An 18,468-nucleotide genomic window follows, 5' to 3' on the forward strand; every position below is an offset into this window, starting at 1 on the left:
GTTTTATTAATCTTTATTTTTTATAGCGCTTTGAGCCACAGCTAAGCGAGCAATCGGTACACGATAAGGTGAGCACGACACGTAATTTAAACCGATTTTTTCAAAGAATGCAATCGACTTAGGATTACCACCAACTTCTCCACAGACACCAATTTTCAAATCAGGTTTCGTTTGACGTCCTAATTTAACCGCTAAAGCCATTAATTGCCCAACCCCTTCTTCATCTACTTCTTGGAAAGGATCATTCTCTAAGACTTTCGTTTTTTGATAATAAGGAATAAATTTACCCGCATCATCACGTGAATAGCCATACGTCATTTGAGTTAAATCATTTGTACCAAAACTAAAGAATGCTGCTTCTTCAGCTAATTGATCAGCAATCAGACACGCTCTTGGTAATTCGATCATCGTTCCGATTGTATAAGAAACTTGCTCATTTTCTTCTGCTAAAACTGCTTCAATTCTTTTGATTAGACGTTCTTTTAACTGATCTAATTCAGCTTTGACTCCAACTAATGGAATCATAATTTCCGGAGATACTGTGATTCCCTCTGTCTTCAAGTGACACGCACTACGAATAATAGCTTCCACTTGCATCTCATAAATTTCTGGGAAGGTTACGCCAAGACGACAACCACGATGACCTAACATTGGGTTGGTTTCGTGTAACTCGCTAATACGTGCTGTTAAATAATCACTATCTAACTCTAAGTTCTTTGCTAAAGTTTCTGTCTCTTCCTTTGTATGTGGTAAGAACTCATGTAATGGTGGATCTAATAATCGAATAACAATTGGTTTGTCTAAGGTTTCTTTAAAAATAGCCTCAAAATCACTTGTCTGCATACCTAATAATATGGCAAGAGGATCTTGACGTTTATCACGGGTCCCAGCTAAAATCAAACGACGCATTTCTCTTAAACGAGGCCCTTCAAAAAACATATGCTCTGTTCTAGCTAATCCAATACCAATTGCACCAAATTCTATTGCTGTACGGATTTCTTGTGGTGTCTCTGCGTTCGCCCTAACCTTCAGATTGGCTGCATCATCTGCCCAAGTCATAATTTCTTGGAAGACCTGGCTTTCCTCATTCTTTTCAGTTTCTAACTGCCCTAGGAAGATTTTCCCTTGACTACCATCGACTGAAATAATATCACCTTCTCTAATAACCCCCTCTTCATAGCGAATTTGACGTGTGGTTTCATTTACTTCTAATTCACTACATCCGGCTACACAACAGGTTCCCAACCCTCTAGCAACGACGGCTGCATGAGAGGTCATTCCCCCACGACTCGTTACAATGGCTTCACTAATGCTCATTGCTTCCACATCTTCCGGAGACGTTTCTTGGCGAACTAAAATTACCGGTTCGCCCTGTTCGACACGACTCTTGGCTTGTTTGGTATCAAAGACAACATGTCCCGTAGCAGCACCTGGACTAGCAGGTAACCCTTTGGCTACTAACTCAGCTGAATTTAAGGCCTCCACAGTAAAGACTGGGTGCAATAATTGGTCAATCATTGCTGGTTCAAGTCTCATTAGTGCTTGTTCTTTGGTTATCAATCCTTCTACTGCTAAATCATGAGCAACTTGGAAAGAAGCTCTTGCAGTTCGTTTCCCGTTACGAGTTTGCAGAAGGTATAATTTTCCAGATTCAATTGTAAATTCAATATCCTGCATATCTTGGTAATGATTTTCCAATAACTGTGCGATAGCTTGAAACTCCTGATAAACTTCAGGTAAAATACGATGCAATTTAATTAATGGTTCAGGTGTTCTAACACCGGCTACAACATCTTCACCTTGGGCATTAATTAAAAATTCACCAAATACTTCCTTGCTTCCTGTCGCTGGGTTTCTTGTAAAAGCGACGCCTGTCCCACTGTTATCTCCACTATTACCAAATACCATCGTCTGAATATTGACCGCTGTCCCTAGATCATGAGGAATATCATGTAAATTACGATAAATATTAGCTCGGTGATTATTCCAAGATTTGAAAACTGCTTCAATCGCTAAGAACAATTGCTCTTTAGGGTCTTGAGGGAAAGAAAGTTGCAACACTTCCTCATAAATATTTTTGTAAGACAGGATAACTTGTTTTAAGTCTTCTGCTGTCAATTCTGTATCTAACTGATAGCCTTTTTGATTTTTTAAATAGTCTAAATATTGTTCAAATCGATTGCCATCAATACCATAAACAACATTTCCAAACATTTGTAACAAGCGACGGTAACAGTCATAAGCAAAACGAGCATCACCCGTCTTATTAGCCAATACCTCTACTGTTTGATCATTTAATCCTAAATTTAAAATAGTATCCATCATACCGGGCATCGAAAAGACTGCACCACTACGAACAGATAATAATAATGGGTTCTCTTGGTCATTAAATTTTTGACCATGCTGAACTTCTAAATCAGTTAGCGCATTTAAAATTTCTTTTTTTAACGTTTCTGTAAATATCTCGTCGTTTTTTAAATAATCCATACACGCTACTGTTGTAATCGTAAATCCCGGTGGGACAGGTAAGCCTAATTTAACCATTTCAGCTAAATTTGCCCCTTTTCCTCCTAAAAGACTCTTCATACTAGCATTACCTTCATGAAATTGATATACATTTTTAGTCATTTAAACATTTCCACCTTTATTAAGACGTATTATTTAACTTCTACACCAATATATATGACGTCTTATATAATTTCAAGAGTTTTTTTTACTTTAATTAGTTATTTTATGACTTAATTCACATCATTTATCCTATTTAATAAATATAATCTGTCTTTTCAACCGCCAAAATTCGCTACTCTAAGTTATCTTAACTTTATTTTTTGACCTATTTGACCTCTTAATAAACCCATAGAGTTATAGCCAAAGTTTATAGAAATCTTAAATTGTCTCCTTACAGTTGGTTTTTACGATAAAGATAGGTATACTTGTTGATGTATTTTAATAAATAAGATTTGGAAGGAATGAAACGATGGATTGGTTTAATCTATTTAAAGCAGTTATTTTGGGAATTGTCGAAGGGATTACCGAATGGTTACCAATTAGTAGTACTGGTCATTTAATTTTAGTCGATGAATTTTTACACCTCAATGCGTCTGCCGATTTTAAAGAAATGTTTAATGTGGTCATCCAACTTGGAGCTATCATTGCTGTTATTGTAATTTATTTTCATAAACTAAACCCCTTCTCACCTAAAAAGAGCAAACAAGAACAAAGTGATACTTGGAGCTTATGGTGGAAAGTATTAATTGGCTGTATTCCAGCAGGTGTGATTGGTGTTATTTTAGACGATTGGTTTGAAGCTAATTTTCACAAATTTTTACCAATTGCTTTAATGTTAATTATTTATGGTATTTTATTCATTGTAGTTGAAAATTGGAACAAGACACGTGTTCCTAAAATTAATAATTTTTCAGATTTTACTTATAAAGCAGCTTTTCTAATTGGGGCTTTTCAAGTCCTTGCTTTGATGCCTGGAACCTCTCGCTCTGGAGCAACAATTATTGGCGCTATGTTAATTGGCTGTTCGCGTTTTGTAGCAGCGGAATATTCATTCTTCTTAAGTATTCCGGTTATGGTTGGGGCTAGTGGCTTAAAAATTATGAAATTTTTAGCTAAAGGCAATACCTTTACTTTTGATGAAACCATGATCTTATTAGTAGGGTGCGTTGTTGCCTTCGGTGTATCTATTTTAGCAATTCGTTTCTTATTAACGTTTATCCGTACCAACGATTTCAAAGCATTTGGTTGGTATCGAATTATTTTAGGTGTGATTTTAATTGGTTATTGGTTTATCGCACTAACTTAATCATAAAGAGTCTTGGTAAATTACCAAGGCTCTTTATTTATAATTATTATAAATTGATTGATAACGAGAATCGTTCTCTTTATTCATTTTTAAAGCTAAAAAGCCTTTAAATAAGTTGAATTGTATTTAAATATGGTTATTGATATAAATTATCATTATCAATTAGAATGATTGTTTTATCATTAAATATCTAAATTTGGTAAGATGAAGCTGTAAAGGAGTTGTTATTATATGTCAAAATTATCTCATGAAAAAAAAGTAATCTTATCAACGATTGTTTGCGGTATTTTTATGGTAGTCGGTTGGTTTTTAGAAAAAAATACTATTCCTATCTTTCCCATTGTCTATGTAATCGGCATGGTAATCGGTGGCTATTTCCAAACAAAAGAAGGGATTACTGAAACTATCAACGATAAACACCTTAGTGTCGATTTACTTATGGCTCTGGCTGCTATTGGGGCTTGCTTAATTGGCTACTGGTTTGAAGGTATTATGTTAACATTCATCTTTTCCCTAAGCGGATCTTTAGAAGAATATACAACTAATAAAAGTAAACGTGAAATTTATAGTTTACTTGAAATGCAGCCAGAAGATGCCTATAAGCTTCAAAGTGATGGCTCAACTGAACGTGTTGCAGTAGAAACATTACAGATTGGCGATACTTTATTAGTACCAAAAGGAGCTAATATCCCAATCGATGGTTTTCTAAGTAACGGGCAAGGTCTATGTGATGAAGCTTCTATTACTGGTGAATCTATCCCTGTTGACAAAACTATTGGTGAAGAAGTTTTTGCCGGAACAATTAATGTCGGGAACTCTTTTGAAATGACCGTCACAAAAACTAGTGACAATACACTTTTTAGTAAAATTATTAGCTTAGTTGAAGAAGCACAGAATACGCCTTCTAAAACTGCTAGTTTTTTAGATCGTATTGAGAATACCTATGTTAAGATTGTTTTGTTGATGGTCCCTCTTATGATTTTTATTCCCTATTTTTTCCTAAATTGGGGTTGGAATGAAAGTTTTTATCGCGGGATGGTCTTACTAGTAGTAGCTTCTCCATGCGCCCTTGTCGCCTCAGCTACGCCGGCAACGCTTGCTGCTATCTCTTCAGGCGCACGCAACGGTGTATTATTTAAAGGCGGCGTATTTTTAGAGCAATTATCTGACCTTAAAGCCATCAGTTTTGATAAGACAGGTACTTTAACAGAAGGTAGACCCGTCGTCACAGACGCCTATTTTACAGAAGAAACAGAAAAAGAGCATGGAATTAATGTTCTGGTTGCCATGGAAACAACTAGCACTCACCCTTTGGCTCAAGCCATTACCCAATATTTCATCTCTGAGGTTACCGAAACACCTCCCAACTTAAAAATTGATGATTTAACAGGTTCTGGGATGCTTGGTCAAACACCAACTGAAACTTGGCGCATTGGGAATTTAGCTTTTGCTGCCAATCATATAAAACAACCACAACTTGACGAGTCAGTTAACCAATTACAAGAAGAAGGTAAAACCGTGATTTTTTTATCTAAAAACGACAAGATTATTGGTTATTTTGGCTTACTAGATGTTCCAAAACAAGCAGCTAAAGAAACTATTGATTATTTTAAAAAAGAGGGGATCAATACAATCATGATGACAGGTGATCATCCTAAAACCGCGCAAGCTGTTGGGAAGATGCTTGGAATGGATGCGATTCATGCTGAGTGTACACCTGAATCTAAAACAACTTTAATTAAAGAACAACATGCTACGTATGGTGTCAATGCTATGGTCGGGGATGGCGTCAATGATGCGCCAGCTCTTGCTAATGCTTCAATAGGTGTCGCAATGGGACAAGGGACTGATATTGCAATTGATGTGGCCGATGTCGTGTTAATGAAAGATGATATTGAAAAATTACCAATGGCACATCACCTTTCAAAAAAATTAAAACGGATTGTTACACAAAATATTATTTTTTCAGTCTCTGTCATTTCACTCCTGATTATTTCCAATTTCATGAAAATGGTTAGCTTACCAATTGGCGTAATCGGACATGAAGGCAGTACTATTTTAGTAATTTTAAATGGCCTTAGACTTCTAAAAACACCAAAAAAAACAGACTATTAATGTCTGTTTTTTTTATTTATAATAATTCCTCTTGCACCATTCAAGAATAATGCTATCATAACTAAAGACTGACAATATAAAAACTCGATAAACATTTAAATTACTTATCATCATTATTTTAAGGAGGCTATCTATGAGTATCGTAATTTTAGCAGAAAAACCTAGCCAAGCTAAAGAGTATGCCAATGCTTTTTCAGCTTCAAATAAACAAAATGGCTACTACCAAGTTAAAGATCCACTTTTCACTGAAGAGACTTACATTACGTATGGATTTGGCCACCTTGTTGAATTAGTTCCCCCATCTTATTATGATTCTAAATGGAAAAAATGGTCATTACAGTCATTACCTATTTTCCCAGATACTTACACCTATCAAGTCCCACCAGATAAAAAAAAGCAATTTACAATTGTCGCTAAACTATTAAAACAAGCAAATACCATCATTATCGCTACTGATTGTGATCGTGAAGGTGAAAATATAGCCTGGAGTATTATTGAACATGCCGATGCTTTCTCTGCCACCAAAAACTTTAAACGTCTTTGGATTAATAGCCTTGAAAAAGAAGCTATTATTGATGGTTTCAATAATTTACAAGACGGGCTTACTTATCGCTCTCTTTATAAAGAAGCTCAAACTAGACAAATTAGTGATTGGCTAATTGGCATGAATGGCAGTCCACTCTATACTTTATGCTTACAACAAAAAGGAATTTCCGGTACTTTTTCCTTAGGTCGTGTACAGACACCTACCCTCCACATGATTTATAAACGACAATATGAAATTGAACATTTTGTTAAAACTCCTTATTTAGAAATTGGGGCTACTATTAAGACAGATAAGGAGGATACCTTTAAAGCCTCTCTCTCTCCCTTTAAACGATTTTCTACCATGGTAGATCTAACTTCCTATTTAACAGAGAAGAAGACTTCTATTGGCATACAAGATGGTCATATTAGTAATATTGAGACCACTTATAAAAAAATGAGTAGTCCGCGTTTATTTTCTCTTAGTAGCTTACAAGCTCGTATCAATCAATTATATAAAATTAGTCCAGCGGAAACACTTAAAGCTGCTCAATCACTTTATGAAGCAAAACTATTAACTTATCCTAGAACAGACTCTCCCTATATTACAACTAATGAATTCAATTATCTAAAAAATAACTTAGATAATTATCAACAATTTTTGAAAAGTTCGATTGAACCAACCCAACTAACACCGCGAAAACGCTATGTTAGTAACAAAGATGTCCAAGAACACCATGCCATTATCCCGACTAAACAAGTAATCAGTCTGGATCGTTTTAATAAATTAGCCCCCCTTCAACAACATATCTATCTATTAATCCTAAAAACAACTTTTGCTATGTTTTTACCTGACTACGGCTTTGAAGAAACTATTATTGAAACAAAAGTCCAGTCACTACTTTTTAAAACAAAAGGGCATGTCCCCAAAGTAATGGGGTGGAAAACCCTCTTTAATACAAATGAAACTACCAACACAAAGGAATTGATGTTACCCTTAGTGACAATTGGCCAAAAAGTCTCTGTCGAATTATCTGCTATTGAAAAAGAAACTCAACCGCCTAAAGCCTATACCGAAGGAACCTTAATCACGATGATGAAGACAGCAGGTAAATCCGTCGATAATGAAGAAGCTCAACAGTTACTTAAAGAAATTGAAGGTATTGGTACAGAAGCAACCCGTGCAAATATTATTGAAACACTAAAAAAGAAAGAGTATATTTCAATCAAAAAAAATAAAGTAACCGTAACTGAAAAAGGCAAAATACTCTGTCAAGCCGTTGAAACTGAACCTTTGCTAACAAGTGCTGAAATGACAGCAAAATGGGAAACTTACTTAAAGAAAATCGGGAAAAATCAAGGTGGGACTCAAGATGCTTTCATTGCCAATATCCAAAAATTCATTCAACATTTATTAGTATCAGTCCCAACTAATATGGAAAATTTAACCTTTACACCTTCTCAAAAAATCAAGGACTGTCGCGCGGACTATCAGTATAATAGCTTTCCAAAAACCAAGCCCTCTAACAAAATGGCTAGAGCTACTGATAAAAAAAGTTCGACTAGCCTCGGCCACTGTCCTAGATGTCAACATGAAGTCATCTTAAAAAAAGATTTCTACGGCTGTCTCAATTATCCTGACTGCCGTTATACCTTGCCTAGCCATTACCGTAATAAAAAATTAACCAAAGCGAATGTACGCGCACTTTTAAAAAAGAAAGAAACAGTTATTACGGGTATAAAAACAAAAGATAAAGTTACTTATAATGCTCGCGTCTCACAAAATAATAATGGCGTTATTGAATTTATTGCTTTTGAAGCAAAAAAATAAAATGAACCCCAAAAATTCGACTCTTATAATCGAATTTTTGGGGTTCATTTTTTATAAAATTACTAAGAAAACTTTTGTAATCAAATAGGCAATCGCTAAACATCCTGGAAAAGTTAAAATCCATGCAAAAACCATTTCTTTTGCGGTACTCCATTTCACAGTATTAACATCTTTAGCTGCACCGACACCCATGATAGCAGTTGTTTTCGTTTGAGTAGTTGACATAGGAATACCAAATAATCCTGCACCTAACAGTGCCAACGCAGCTGTTAAATCTGCACTAAACCCTTGATAAGTATCAATCTCGGCCATATCACCTAAATTTTCAATAATACGAGTTCCTCCAAAGCTGACTCCCAATCCAATTGTAATTGAACATAAGATCATCACCCAAATAGGAATCGTAAAACCACCACCATCGTTCATACTAACTAAACCATTATAATATAGCCCTAACATGAATACGCCCATAAATTTTTGACCATCCTGCATACCATGCATAAAACTCATTAAAACAGCACCAAATATTTGCCAGCCTTTAAAAAACTTATTATTCTTTTTACTTGTTGGGTTTGGAACAAAAAATTGGATGAGGCGCGTCAATAACCAACCCCCGCCAAAACCAATCACTGTTGATACCAACAAGCCAACGCCTACCTTCACCCACTCATTCGCATTAACTGCATCAAGACCACCTAGTGCCATAGCACTACCTGTCAATCCTGCTACTAGTGCATGACTTTCACTCGTTGGAATACCAAACCACCAAGCAGTTACTGCCCAAGTGACAATGGAAAATAAAGCTGCCATTAGGGCGATTCTAGCTTGAGTCCCTGTTCCATCGTGAAACGATACAATATTACTAATTGTTTCAGCTACCTCAGCATTTATTAAAGTCATTGTAAATGCGCCCAAAAAACACATAACCGCAGCAATCCAAATAGCAGTTTTCGGTTTAAGTGCTTTTGTAGAAATTGCTGTTGCAATACTATTTGGAGCATCTGTGAAACCATTCACAAATATAACTCCCATAGTTAATACCAATGTTATAATTAACGCTGCATTCATTTCTTCCACCTCATCTAATAAAATGTTATTTAATATAAATTAATCATATCACATTCATAAAAAAATGATGACTAATATCCTAGATTCAAGCATAATTATTTTTTCCATCTAAGATAAATACTTGTTGCAAACTGAAAAATCATTATGTATAATGGATAATGTTGAATTACGTTCAGCATTGGTTGAATGTAAACTAAACTTATTGGAGGTGAAATACATGCCAAATATTGATTCTGCAATCAAACGTGTACGTACTGCTGAAAAAGCTAACGAGTTAAACTCAGGCCAATTGAGCACTATGCGTACTGCTATTAAAAAATTCGAGCAAGCTTTAGAAGCTGGAGCAGATAACACTGAAGAATTATACAGAAATGCTGCCCGCGCTATTGATATGGCTGAAACTAAAGGTCTTATCCATAAAAATAAAGCTGGACGTGACAAATCACGTTTACACGCTAAATTAGCTAAATAATAAAAAAAAGCCTAGAGACTTTTAAGTCTGCTTAGGTTTTTTTTTATGTCTTATAAGGGGTTTTATCGTCGACGAATTCGTAAGAGAAATAATTCAAACAACAGTTCTTTTTCCATCTGTCCCGTCTTAATACGATAATCATTTTCAACTAAGTCTTGAAAAACATCCTTTAATTCTGTTAATTCAAAGGACTTAACTTGTTGAATCGCTAATTTTATTCTATAGGGATGGATTTTTAAGATATCTAACATATTACTTTGTTGATACCCATTACTTAACATGATTTTTACTTGTAGTAATAAACGGAATTGGCTGATTAAAATACTGTTAATTTTAATTGTTTCTTCACCTTGGAGTAACAAATCTCTGTACAAAATTAAGGCTTGTTCCGATTGGCCTTTAGTTACATATGTAACCATATCAAAGATGTTATGTTCTAAAGATTTTGGAACTAAATTGCCTATCACATCTTTTGTTATTTTCTTACTCTCAGACGAATATAAAAGAATTTTATTTAATTCTGACATTATTTTTGATAATTCCATATCAGACAACCGTAGAAATAACTCAAACGCTTCTGGTGTGATCTCATAGCCGGCATTATTAATATAATTTTGAACATATTGACGCACTTCTTTTTCTTGCATCATTTTAGTATCAACCAATACTGCTTGTTTTTTTAGTAATTTCACAATTTTCTTACGCTCATCTAATTTTTCATAAGGAGCATAAATAACTAAAATAGTTGTTGAGCTAGGGGCTTCTAGATATGCTAAGAGTTCATCAATATTATGCTCTAACGTACTATTTTTTTTCTCACCTGTTAGAAAGTATGGATTATCGATGGCAACTAAACGATAATCACCAAAAAAAGGAATCGTATTAGCTTCTTCCACTGCGACAGACAATGGTGTTTCTCCCATATCAAAAGTCGCAAAATTTAGTTCATCGTCCTCATTTTGAATAACTTGTTGTGTGATGGTTTGTTTAAACGTATCTGTCAGAAATTGTTCTTGACCTAACACTAAGTAAATTGGTGCTATTTCTCCATTTTTAATTTTATTTAATTGTTGTTGCAAACTCATAGCTATCATCCATTCTTCTTTAGATTCATTAGCGGCAATAATAATATTCATCTCTTATCCTATCATTATCCACCTCTTTTTCCTAGTCTGATTCCATCATTGTTTCACCTTCTTTTAACTCCCGAGACCAAGGGTACCATTGATAATACACCATCCCTTGTTGATCAGTTCGGTAGATAGTCAGATTTTTTTTGATTAGTCGTTGTAAAACAATCTCATGAGGGTGCCCAAAAGTATTATTAACTCCACATGAAATAATGGCTTCTGTTGGTGACACCGCTTCTAAAAACAACTCGCTTGTTGACGTTTTACTACCATGATGGCCCACTTTCAAAATATCAGCTTTCAAATTGTTTGAATGGGCTAATAGTTCTGACTCTCCTTCTTTTTCTAAATCTCCTGTCATTAAAAACTTTTTATCTTTTATCGTAAAGGTTAAGACTAGAGAGTTATTGTTGCCACCATCCCCTCTTTTAAAGGGATATAAACTAGTTACTAAATGTTTATTGATCAACCAACTGTTAGACGCTAACGTTCGCTCTATTTGCGTTCCTTGATGACTTATGTTTTTCAACTGCTCTTTAAAATTAGAAGATTGCTCTGAGCCATCTGCAAAAGTAACTTTTTTTATTGTCACACAGTCATTTATTTTTTCTAAATCACCAAAATGATCTTCGTGTCCATGGGTAATAAAAATCTGATCTAACTGTGTAATCCCAAAACTTTTTAAGAGTGGCACTACACCATAATCCGCTTTTGAGTGCGTCATTATTTTTTCTTGCCAAGGCTCTTTTTTATACTTTCTCTGACCGCCAACATCAATCATCATCGCCCCTTTATTAAAAGGGAGTTTCAATAAAAAACCATCTCCCTGTCCAACATCAACAAACATGGCTGCCCCTACAGGATTAATGTATTTAAAAGAAGACGGTATAATTAAAATCAATAACAAAACAAGATAGCAACTATATTTTGTCTTATGCGACACTGCTAACCAATACATTATCAGCATCAAACATAAGATAAATACACTAATTGGCAACTGCCCTGTGACAAAATGGCCTGGGCTGTTAATTGATAACCAAGCTAATATCTCATCAAATTTATTTAATATACTCTCAACAAAATCATTCCAAAATCCTATAGAAATAATTGGACATAGACATAACATAACCACTATTGCAGGCATTAAAAACCAACTAAAAATAGGAATTAACATCAAAGTTAACACTAAAGAAAGCAAGTGCCATTCAAAAAAGTTATAAGCAATAATCGGAATTGAAAAAATTGAAATTACTAAAGAAAAATAACAGCCTCTCCAAATCCTGTTTTTTAAACCACCCACGATAGGCTGTAAAAATAAAATAAAAAAAGTCAAGGCAAAAGATAATTGTCCACCTGCTTGTAGTAATAAAAACGGGTTAATCACAAAACAACTTATTAATGTTAAGGACCAACAATCTAACTTTGTCAATCTATTGCCTAATTGTTTATTACAGGTCAACAGCCAAATATATAACGTACTACGTAAAACACTCGTTGAAAAACCTGTTAAAATAGCGAATGTACCTAAAAAAATAGTATCTATTACTAATAAATAATTTTTAATTCCTCCTAAACGTAAGTAGATGTAATGTAGGCCACTTAAAAAGAAGAAGATATGAAAACCTGATATACTAAAAAAATGCATAATTCCTAATTGACTTAAGACACCTTTAACTTTTTGAAAATCATCGTCTTTAACGCCCAATATAAGACTTTTCATATAGGAAGCTGTGGTTACTCCAAAATTTTTAGTTATATATCGCTTAATTTTCACTCTAAGAAGTGACAAATATTCCCAAGGATTATGCCCAATATCTACCTGTAGTGTTTGAACTTTTTGTAAGTCTGCTATCTTCCTTATATTTTGTTGTCTTAAATATTTTTTATAATCAAATGCACCTCTATTACGCTTGAAATTAGGTTCATTTATATTAAAGACCCCTTTAATGATTAGATACTTATCTATTTCTCCTATTTTTTTCTTGGTATCTGCCGACTTAATTCGGTATCTTACTTGATAAGTTTGATTATTTAAAGTAGATTTGCCTACTGCTTGCATCACGTCACCATTAACTTTTATTTTTGTAGGATTAATTCTTAAAACTAGTGGTTGATTTAGTAAGTCATCAGATAAGCTTGCATCTCTATTAGTGGACACTTGCCATAAAAAAAGGATGCTACAGACTCCCATGATAAAAAAACAGCTCATAATTAGCACGAGCTGTCTTGATTTTATTAAGCGTCTTGTAAATAGTAAAAAAAGACCCAGACTAAGCCAATTTTCCGTCACAATGATCAAATCAGTACAAATAACACCTAATGTAGCAAAGATAATATAGCCTTCAATTGATTTTAATTGTTTAATCTTTCGTAAATAATTCATCATTAAAATTTTTGGCAATAGCCTCATTACCAAGTTGGATATCAGCAAAATATTTTTGCGAAAGTGTTACTTTATCGACTGTCACACCCGCTTGCTCGATTAATTTTAAAGCGTATTCATCATTCCGATAGTCAGTTAGATAATGTATTTTATTAATGCCTGCCTGTAAAATCATTTTTGTACATTGTAAACAAGGGAAGTGTGTCACATAAATTTCTGCCCCTTCCGTTGGGACACCAAACTTGGCACACTGTAAAATAGCATTCATCTCAGCATGAATGGTTCTCACACAATGATTGTTCACTACATAGCATCCCTCATCAATACAGTGACTATCTCCACTAACTGATCCATTGTATCCACCAGCAATAATACGACTATCGCGAACAATTGTTGCTCCAACTGCTAATCTTGAACAAGTACTTCTCAACGAAAGTAGCACACTTTGTGCCATAAAATATTGATCCCAAGGAATTCTTTCAAATGTCACCCTAACACCTAACTTTCTCTCACTTATTTTTATTACCATTATTGTATAGGTTCAAAGTAACTATCGCAACTATTTAATTAGTGGAAACTCCTCGTTTTTGCTGCTCACAACGCCTCCTAATTTTAGTATTTTAAATATGAATACTTGCTTTTAACTTTTCGACCGTCTCAGCCCCAATCCCTGATATATTTTTCAACTCATCAATTGACTGAAAAGAACCATGTTCTTCTCGATAAGCAATAATAGCTTCTGCTTTTTTAGGTCCTATACCTGATAAACTCTGCAACATCATTAAATCTGCTTCATTCAGATTAATGCCTTCGTTCTGACTTGTCTCATTTCCTATTATCATCTCATCTTTAGTTTTACTATCAGATAAGGGAGGCTCTAGATAGTGATACTCCTCAGGAATTTCCTCACCTGACTTTGGAACATAGACAACGGCTTGGTCTTCAACTATCCTTGCAAAATTAAGTTGATCTGGATCTGCCTCTTTTGTGAAACCACCTGCCAACTCTACTAACTCTATAATCCTCTCATTTTGTTTAATTTGATACATTCCCGGTTTATTCACAGCACCTTTTATATCTGCATAATTAATACTATTAATTTCTTCCTTCTTTGTTCCATTTTGATCTACTTGTTTGACTGACTCCAAATTAATTGTTTTAGGATCTTTTTCCATAACCTCAACAGATGATTCATTCGGCTCATTCTTAATCTCAGATAGACTCGTGTTACTTTTACTATCTGATACTTTATCTCTTGGCTCCCCCTCATTGGTCCATACTTGCACTCCAATTATACCTACTATCATCACAAATCCACTCACAATTAAAATTAATTTAATGTGAGATAAGAGATACTTTTTGATAAGTAACATGTCTAGTCCCTCCTTTTCACCATACTTAAAGATTCGTATTTTCTCATAAAACACTTGAAAATAAAAAAAAGCTAGGCAAATTTGCCTAGCTTTTCAAGAAAGTTCTATTCTTCTGAATCCTCATCGTCTTCATCATAATCAAGGTCATCTTCATCAATGATTGTTAATTCGTCTTCCACACCTTCTGGAACTTCTTCTTCATCATTAATGTCTTCAGCACCAATTTCTGATAAATCTTTGTTGTATTCAGCAATTTCTTCTTCTTCTTCTTCTTCTTCTTCGATATAGTCTGGATCTTCATCATCGACTAAATCTGCATCTTCTGGATCATCGTCATTGTAATCAATCGCATTTTCATCGTTCATGTCTAAGAAAGCATTCACTTTTTTACGTTTCTTACGACGTGGCGTATCTTCATCCTCATCTTCACCAAGATGTGATACTTCTTCATCGATTGAATCAATTGGATACCAAGAGCGTAAGCCCCAACGGTTTTCTCCTAAAGAAATAAAACTACCATCAATATTTAAATCTGTATAAAATTGAGGTAAGTTTTCACGAATATCACTATCCGCTTTACCTAAGTAATTTTGAATTTGATTGACTAAGTCAGAAAACTCCATAACATCGCCACGTTGCGATAAAATCGCATGAGCAACTTCAATCATTGATAGTTCGTTTTTATTAACACCTTCAAAAACTTTTATTTCCAAACGGCACACGTCCTTTCGCAGTCTACTCCTTATCATACAATATTTCGTAGATAAAAAGCAATTAAAAAATCACTTATTCTTAAACTCTTTTGACTTTTCTTAAATATTTCCTTACTCAGCAAAACGTAAATCCAATTGATAATCTCCTAATTTTTCTGTTCCTGCTTTTAACTGATAATCAATAATTGCCTCACCTGCAATCGGCTTATCTTGTAAAACCAAATGCGCTTTGATCGTCACAACATCAATCAGCATCATACCATATGGTGTACGGTAGTTAGTCGACTGGGATTTAGTTAAATCAAAACTCATTTTAACGCGTTGTTCAGCTGCCCGGGTCAGATGCACCACACCATTTTCTTCAAACTTCACAGTCACAGGAATTTTTAAACTTTCCCCTGTTTCTAGTTCATATTGTTCCTCATAACGTAGATATAAGGTCTCAGCCATCTTAACTACTTGACCAGGGACATCAAAAACATGAACTTCTTCCTCACCATTTACCGTAATGGTTGTTTTTAAGTGCACGTTTACCTTTATTCCATTCTTCATGCTTTACTCTCCTTTAAATCATTCCACACTATCTTTCTCAGTGTGAGCCTTATCTCATATCTTATAGTTATTTCTCTTTAGTTTCAAGCCTCATAATGAAAGTTAGTAATGACTAAGTTTCAAACCAATTAGTCACTTTTTTATGAAATATCGTTTATAATAAAGTCATTATCGACTACTTTATTTTAGGTCACCACTATATTAGAAATAGAAATGGACGAGATTGATGATGAAAACTTACCAAACCCTTTTTAAACAAAGCAATAGCTTACTCTTTAACCAACCATGCGTCATGCAAAAGGATGCTTTAACCCCTTTTGCTCTTACTGACGTGTTTATTCAGTATGTAGCAACACATAATGTTCCTATTTTTCATTTTTGGCAAGCCAATCAGTGTGTCATTTTAGGAATGAAAGACACACGAGTGACTAATCTCCCAGCTGGCTTAAACGTTTTTAAAACAGCTGGTTATCATTTTTTAGCGCGTAACTCAGGCGGTTTGGCAGTCGTTGCCGATGAAGGTGTCTTAAATTTCTCTATTATTATTCCTAATTCAACTGAGGAAAAAATTACAGTTCCCGAGGCATATGACTTTATGACTAACGTCATCCAACGAGCTTTCGATGATTTTACTTGTACGATTGAAGCTAAAGAAATCAGTGCCTCTTACTGCCCCGGTGATTATGATTTAAGTATTAATAATAAAAAATTTGCAGGTATCTCACAACGCCGAATCGGAACTGGTATTGCTATTATGATTTACTTAAGTGTCAACGGACACCAAATTGAGCGTGGCCAAATGGTTCATGATTTTTATAAACAAAGCTTGGAAGAAGAATTTGGCAATAATGGTTATCCGCCTGTGGATCCCTATTCAATGGCTAACCTAAGCGATTTACTGCAACAAGATTTAAGTGTTGAGGACGTCAAGAAAAGAATAACCACTGTTTTAACAGCTGATTTTATCCAAGAACTCTCAGATCAGCCACTCCAAACATTTATTGGACAACCGACTGAAAATGAAAGCTTCCAAAAACATATGGCTAAAATGATTAAAAGAAATGAGACTATTTTAAATGACTTAGAAGGAGTGCCTCTATGACCCTTGCATATAAAGATCAAATTTTAACCCATGAAAAAATTTTTAGAGATCCTATTCACAATGACATTCAAGTTCAACATCAAGTGATTTTAGATTTAATTAATAGTAAAGAATTCCAACGTTTACGTAGAATTAAACAATTAGGCACAACTTCTTTTACTTTCCACGGTGCTGAACACAGTCGCTTTGCTCATTCTTTAGGTGTCTATGAAATTAGTCGTCAAATTTGTGATATTTTTGATCGCAAATACTCTATCCAAAACGATCCTGAGAACGGCTGGAATGACAACGAACGGCTTGTAACACTTTGTGCTGCTTTACTTCATGATGTCGGACATGGACCGTACTCTCATACCTTTGAAGGGATATTCAATACCAATCATGAAGCTATTACGATTCAGATCATCACCTCACCTGAAACGGAGGTATTCAAAATCCTAGCTGACGTTTCACCTGACTTTCCCGAAAAAGTAGCCAGTGTTATTCGTAAAGATTATCCTAATCCTCAAGTTGTACAGATGATTTCAAGCCAAATTGATGCTGATCGCATGGATTATTTACTACGAGATGCCTATTACACAGGAACACGCTACGGGACTTTTGATTTAGCCAGAATATTACAAGTCATTCGTCCACATAAACATGGCATTGTCTTTGAAGCAAGCGGCATGCATGCGGTTGAAGATTACATTGTGAGTCGGTATCAGATGTATATGCAGATTTATTTCCATCCAGTTTCACGTGGGATGGAAGTGATTTTAAATCGTTTATTACATCGCGCAGCTGACCTTTATAAACTTGATCCAACCTATTATGATAATCAAATGACACTCCTGATTCCCTTCTTTAACGAGACCTATTCATTAAATGACTATTTACGTCTAGATGATGGCGTTCTGAATACCTACTTTACCTTGTGGTTAGACGATTCAGATGCCATTTTAAGTGATTTAGCCAAACGATTTTTATATCGTAAGCCTTTAAAATCAATCCAAATTCAAGACCTTGCTAACCAAGAGCTCTGTCTAAAACTGACAAGCTTGATTGAAAAAATTGGGTTCAATCCTGATTACTATACTGCTCAAAATACTAGTTCTGATCTACCTTATGATTTTTATCGTCCAGATCAAGATCACCCACGCACTCAAATTGAACTAATCAATAAAGATGGTAGTTTAAGAGAACTTTCAAAATCAAGTGCATTAGTAGCCGCTTTGACAGGACAAATTAATCGTGATGCGCGTTTCTTTTTTCCGAAAGAAATGAAGGAGCACCGGGAAACCACTAATTTGTTTCAAGCTGATTTAGAAAAATTCACAACACTTTTAAAAACAACATAAATTTATTTAATTGTAAGTAACTCTAACAATCAGATTATTAGCACGTCTCC

The 18,468-nt window shown here is 34.7% G+C and carries 14 protein-coding genes; 6 read left to right on the forward strand and 8 right to left on the reverse strand.

Going from position 1 to position 18,468, the window contains the following annotated elements; translation table 11 throughout:
- Nucleotides 1–6: 6 nt before the first annotated feature.
- Nucleotides 7–2,628: a pyruvate, phosphate dikinase gene (gene ppdK / locus OL234_RS08115; RefSeq protein ID WP_275468735.1), complete on the reverse strand. Its 2,622-nt coding sequence runs from the start codon at nucleotides 2,626–2,628 to the stop codon at nucleotides 7–9.
- Between the two features lie 349 nt (nucleotides 2,629–2,977).
- On the opposite strand from ppdK, the gene OL234_RS08120 reads away from it, so the two are divergent.
- The 3 genes from OL234_RS08120 (at nucleotide 2,978) to topB (ending at nucleotide 8,285) form a co-directional block, all read left to right on the forward strand.
- Entirely contained in the window at nucleotides 2,978–3,814 is an 837-nt protein-coding gene (locus OL234_RS08120) for an undecaprenyl-diphosphate phosphatase (RefSeq protein ID WP_275468736.1), read from the forward strand.
- Between the two features lie 231 nt (nucleotides 3,815–4,045).
- A complete protein-coding gene (locus tag OL234_RS08125) occupies nucleotides 4,046–5,929 on the forward strand; it encodes a heavy metal translocating P-type ATPase (RefSeq protein WP_275468737.1) in 1,884 nt (627 codons plus the stop codon).
- Nucleotides 5,930–6,062: 133 nt separating this feature from the next.
- Nucleotides 6,063–8,285, forward strand: a complete 2,223-nt coding sequence (gene topB / locus OL234_RS08130; protein ID WP_275468738.1) for a DNA topoisomerase III — start codon at nucleotides 6,063–6,065, stop codon at nucleotides 8,283–8,285.
- 51 nt (nucleotides 8,286–8,336) lie between these two features.
- On the opposite strand, the gene OL234_RS08135 is transcribed toward topB, so the two are convergent.
- Nucleotides 8,337–9,353, reverse strand: coding sequence for an inorganic phosphate transporter (locus OL234_RS08135; RefSeq protein ID WP_275468739.1), 1,017 nt, complete (start codon nucleotides 9,351–9,353; stop codon nucleotides 8,337–8,339).
- A 217-nt stretch (nucleotides 9,354–9,570) separates the two neighbouring features.
- Here OL234_RS08135 and rpsT point away from each other — a divergent pair, with 217 nt between their 5' ends.
- Nucleotides 9,571–9,825, forward strand: a complete 255-nt coding sequence (rpsT, locus tag OL234_RS08140; protein WP_275468740.1) for a 30S ribosomal protein S20 — start codon at nucleotides 9,571–9,573, stop codon at nucleotides 9,823–9,825.
- A gap of 62 nt (nucleotides 9,826–9,887) precedes the next feature.
- Here rpsT and holA read toward each other — a convergent pair whose 3' ends face one another.
- From holA to OL234_RS08170, 6 genes are all read right to left on the reverse strand, one after another.
- The gene (gene holA / locus OL234_RS08145) at nucleotides 9,888–10,910 is read right to left on the reverse strand and encodes a DNA polymerase III subunit delta (RefSeq protein ID WP_275470138.1); all 1,023 of its coding nucleotides are present in this window, start codon (nucleotides 10,908–10,910) and stop codon (nucleotides 9,888–9,890) included.
- A gap of 82 nt (nucleotides 10,911–10,992) precedes the next feature.
- A complete protein-coding gene (locus OL234_RS08150) occupies nucleotides 10,993–13,338 on the reverse strand; it encodes a DNA internalization-related competence protein ComEC/Rec2 (RefSeq protein WP_275468741.1) in 2,346 nt (781 codons plus the stop codon).
- Nucleotides 13,316–13,828, reverse strand: a complete 513-nt coding sequence (locus tag OL234_RS08155; RefSeq protein ID WP_275468742.1) for a ComE operon protein 2 — start codon at nucleotides 13,826–13,828, stop codon at nucleotides 13,316–13,318. The genes OL234_RS08150 and OL234_RS08155 overlap by 23 nt, the downstream gene beginning before the upstream one ends.
- Before the next feature lie 130 nt (nucleotides 13,829–13,958).
- A complete protein-coding gene (locus tag OL234_RS08160) occupies nucleotides 13,959–14,711 on the reverse strand; it encodes a helix-hairpin-helix domain-containing protein (RefSeq protein WP_275468743.1) in 753 nt (250 codons plus the stop codon).
- A gap of 104 nt (nucleotides 14,712–14,815) precedes the next feature.
- Nucleotides 14,816–15,424, reverse strand: coding sequence for a DNA-directed RNA polymerase subunit delta (gene rpoE, locus OL234_RS08165; RefSeq protein ID WP_275468744.1), 609 nt, complete (start codon nucleotides 15,422–15,424; stop codon nucleotides 14,816–14,818).
- A 111-nt stretch (nucleotides 15,425–15,535) separates the two neighbouring features.
- Nucleotides 15,536–15,976 carry a YwiB family protein gene (locus tag OL234_RS08170; protein ID WP_275468745.1) on the reverse strand — a complete coding sequence of 147 codons (441 nt, stop codon included), beginning with the start codon at nucleotides 15,974–15,976 and terminating at the stop codon, nucleotides 15,536–15,538.
- A 226-nt stretch (nucleotides 15,977–16,202) separates the two neighbouring features.
- On the opposite strand from OL234_RS08170, the gene OL234_RS08175 reads away from it, so the two are divergent.
- Together OL234_RS08175 and OL234_RS08180 are read left to right on the forward strand one after the other, a co-directional pair.
- On the forward strand, nucleotides 16,203–17,078 hold the full coding sequence (locus OL234_RS08175; RefSeq protein ID WP_275468746.1) for a lipoate--protein ligase family protein: 876 nt from the start codon (nucleotides 16,203–16,205) through the stop codon (nucleotides 17,076–17,078).
- Complete coding sequence (locus OL234_RS08180) at nucleotides 17,075–18,418, forward strand: HD domain-containing protein (RefSeq protein WP_275468747.1); 1,344 nt, start codon at nucleotides 17,075–17,077, stop codon at nucleotides 18,416–18,418. Before OL234_RS08175 ends, OL234_RS08180 begins: the two co-directional genes overlap by 4 nt.
- The last annotated feature ends 50 nt before the right edge of the window (nucleotides 18,419–18,468 follow it).

Origin of the sequence: Vagococcus intermedius, from assembly GCF_029144185.1 — a bacterium.
Taxonomy (GTDB): domain Bacteria; phylum Bacillota; class Bacilli; order Lactobacillales; family Vagococcaceae; genus Vagococcus_D; species Vagococcus_D intermedius.

Bases quoted from the DNA above. Each gene is read 5' to 3' on its own strand.
- OL234_RS08170 (WP_275468745.1), bottom strand. From the start codon at position 15,976: ATGAAGAATGGAATAAAGGTAAACGTGCACTTAAAAACAACCATTACG.
- OL234_RS08160 (WP_275468743.1), bottom strand. From the start codon at position 14,711: ATGTTACTTATCAAAAAGTATCTCTTATCTCACATTAAATTAATTTTA.
- topB (WP_275468738.1), top strand. From the start codon at position 6,063: ATGAGTATCGTAATTTTAGCAGAAAAACCTAGCCAAGCTAAAGAGTAT.
- OL234_RS08135 (WP_275468739.1), bottom strand. From the start codon at position 9,353: ATGAATGCAGCGTTAATTATAACATTGGTATTAACTATGGGAGTTATA.
- rpsT (WP_275468740.1), top strand. From the start codon at position 9,571: ATGCCAAATATTGATTCTGCAATCAAACGTGTACGTACTGCTGAAAAA.
- OL234_RS08175 (WP_275468746.1), top strand. From the start codon at position 16,203: ATGATGAAAACTTACCAAACCCTTTTTAAACAAAGCAATAGCTTACTC.
- OL234_RS08120 (WP_275468736.1), top strand. From the start codon at position 2,978: ATGGATTGGTTTAATCTATTTAAAGCAGTTATTTTGGGAATTGTCGAA.
- OL234_RS08180 (WP_275468747.1), top strand. From the start codon at position 17,075: ATGACCCTTGCATATAAAGATCAAATTTTAACCCATGAAAAAATTTTT.
- OL234_RS08150 (WP_275468741.1), bottom strand. From the start codon at position 13,338: ATGAATTATTTACGAAAGATTAAACAATTAAAATCAATTGAAGGCTAT.
- OL234_RS08125 (WP_275468737.1), top strand. From the start codon at position 4,046: ATGTCAAAATTATCTCATGAAAAAAAAGTAATCTTATCAACGATTGTT.
- holA (WP_275470138.1), bottom strand. From the start codon at position 10,910: ATGAGTTTGCAACAACAATTAAATAAAATTAAAAATGGAGAAATAGCA.
- ppdK (WP_275468735.1), bottom strand. From the start codon at position 2,628: ATGACTAAAAATGTATATCAATTTCATGAAGGTAATGCTAGTATGAAG.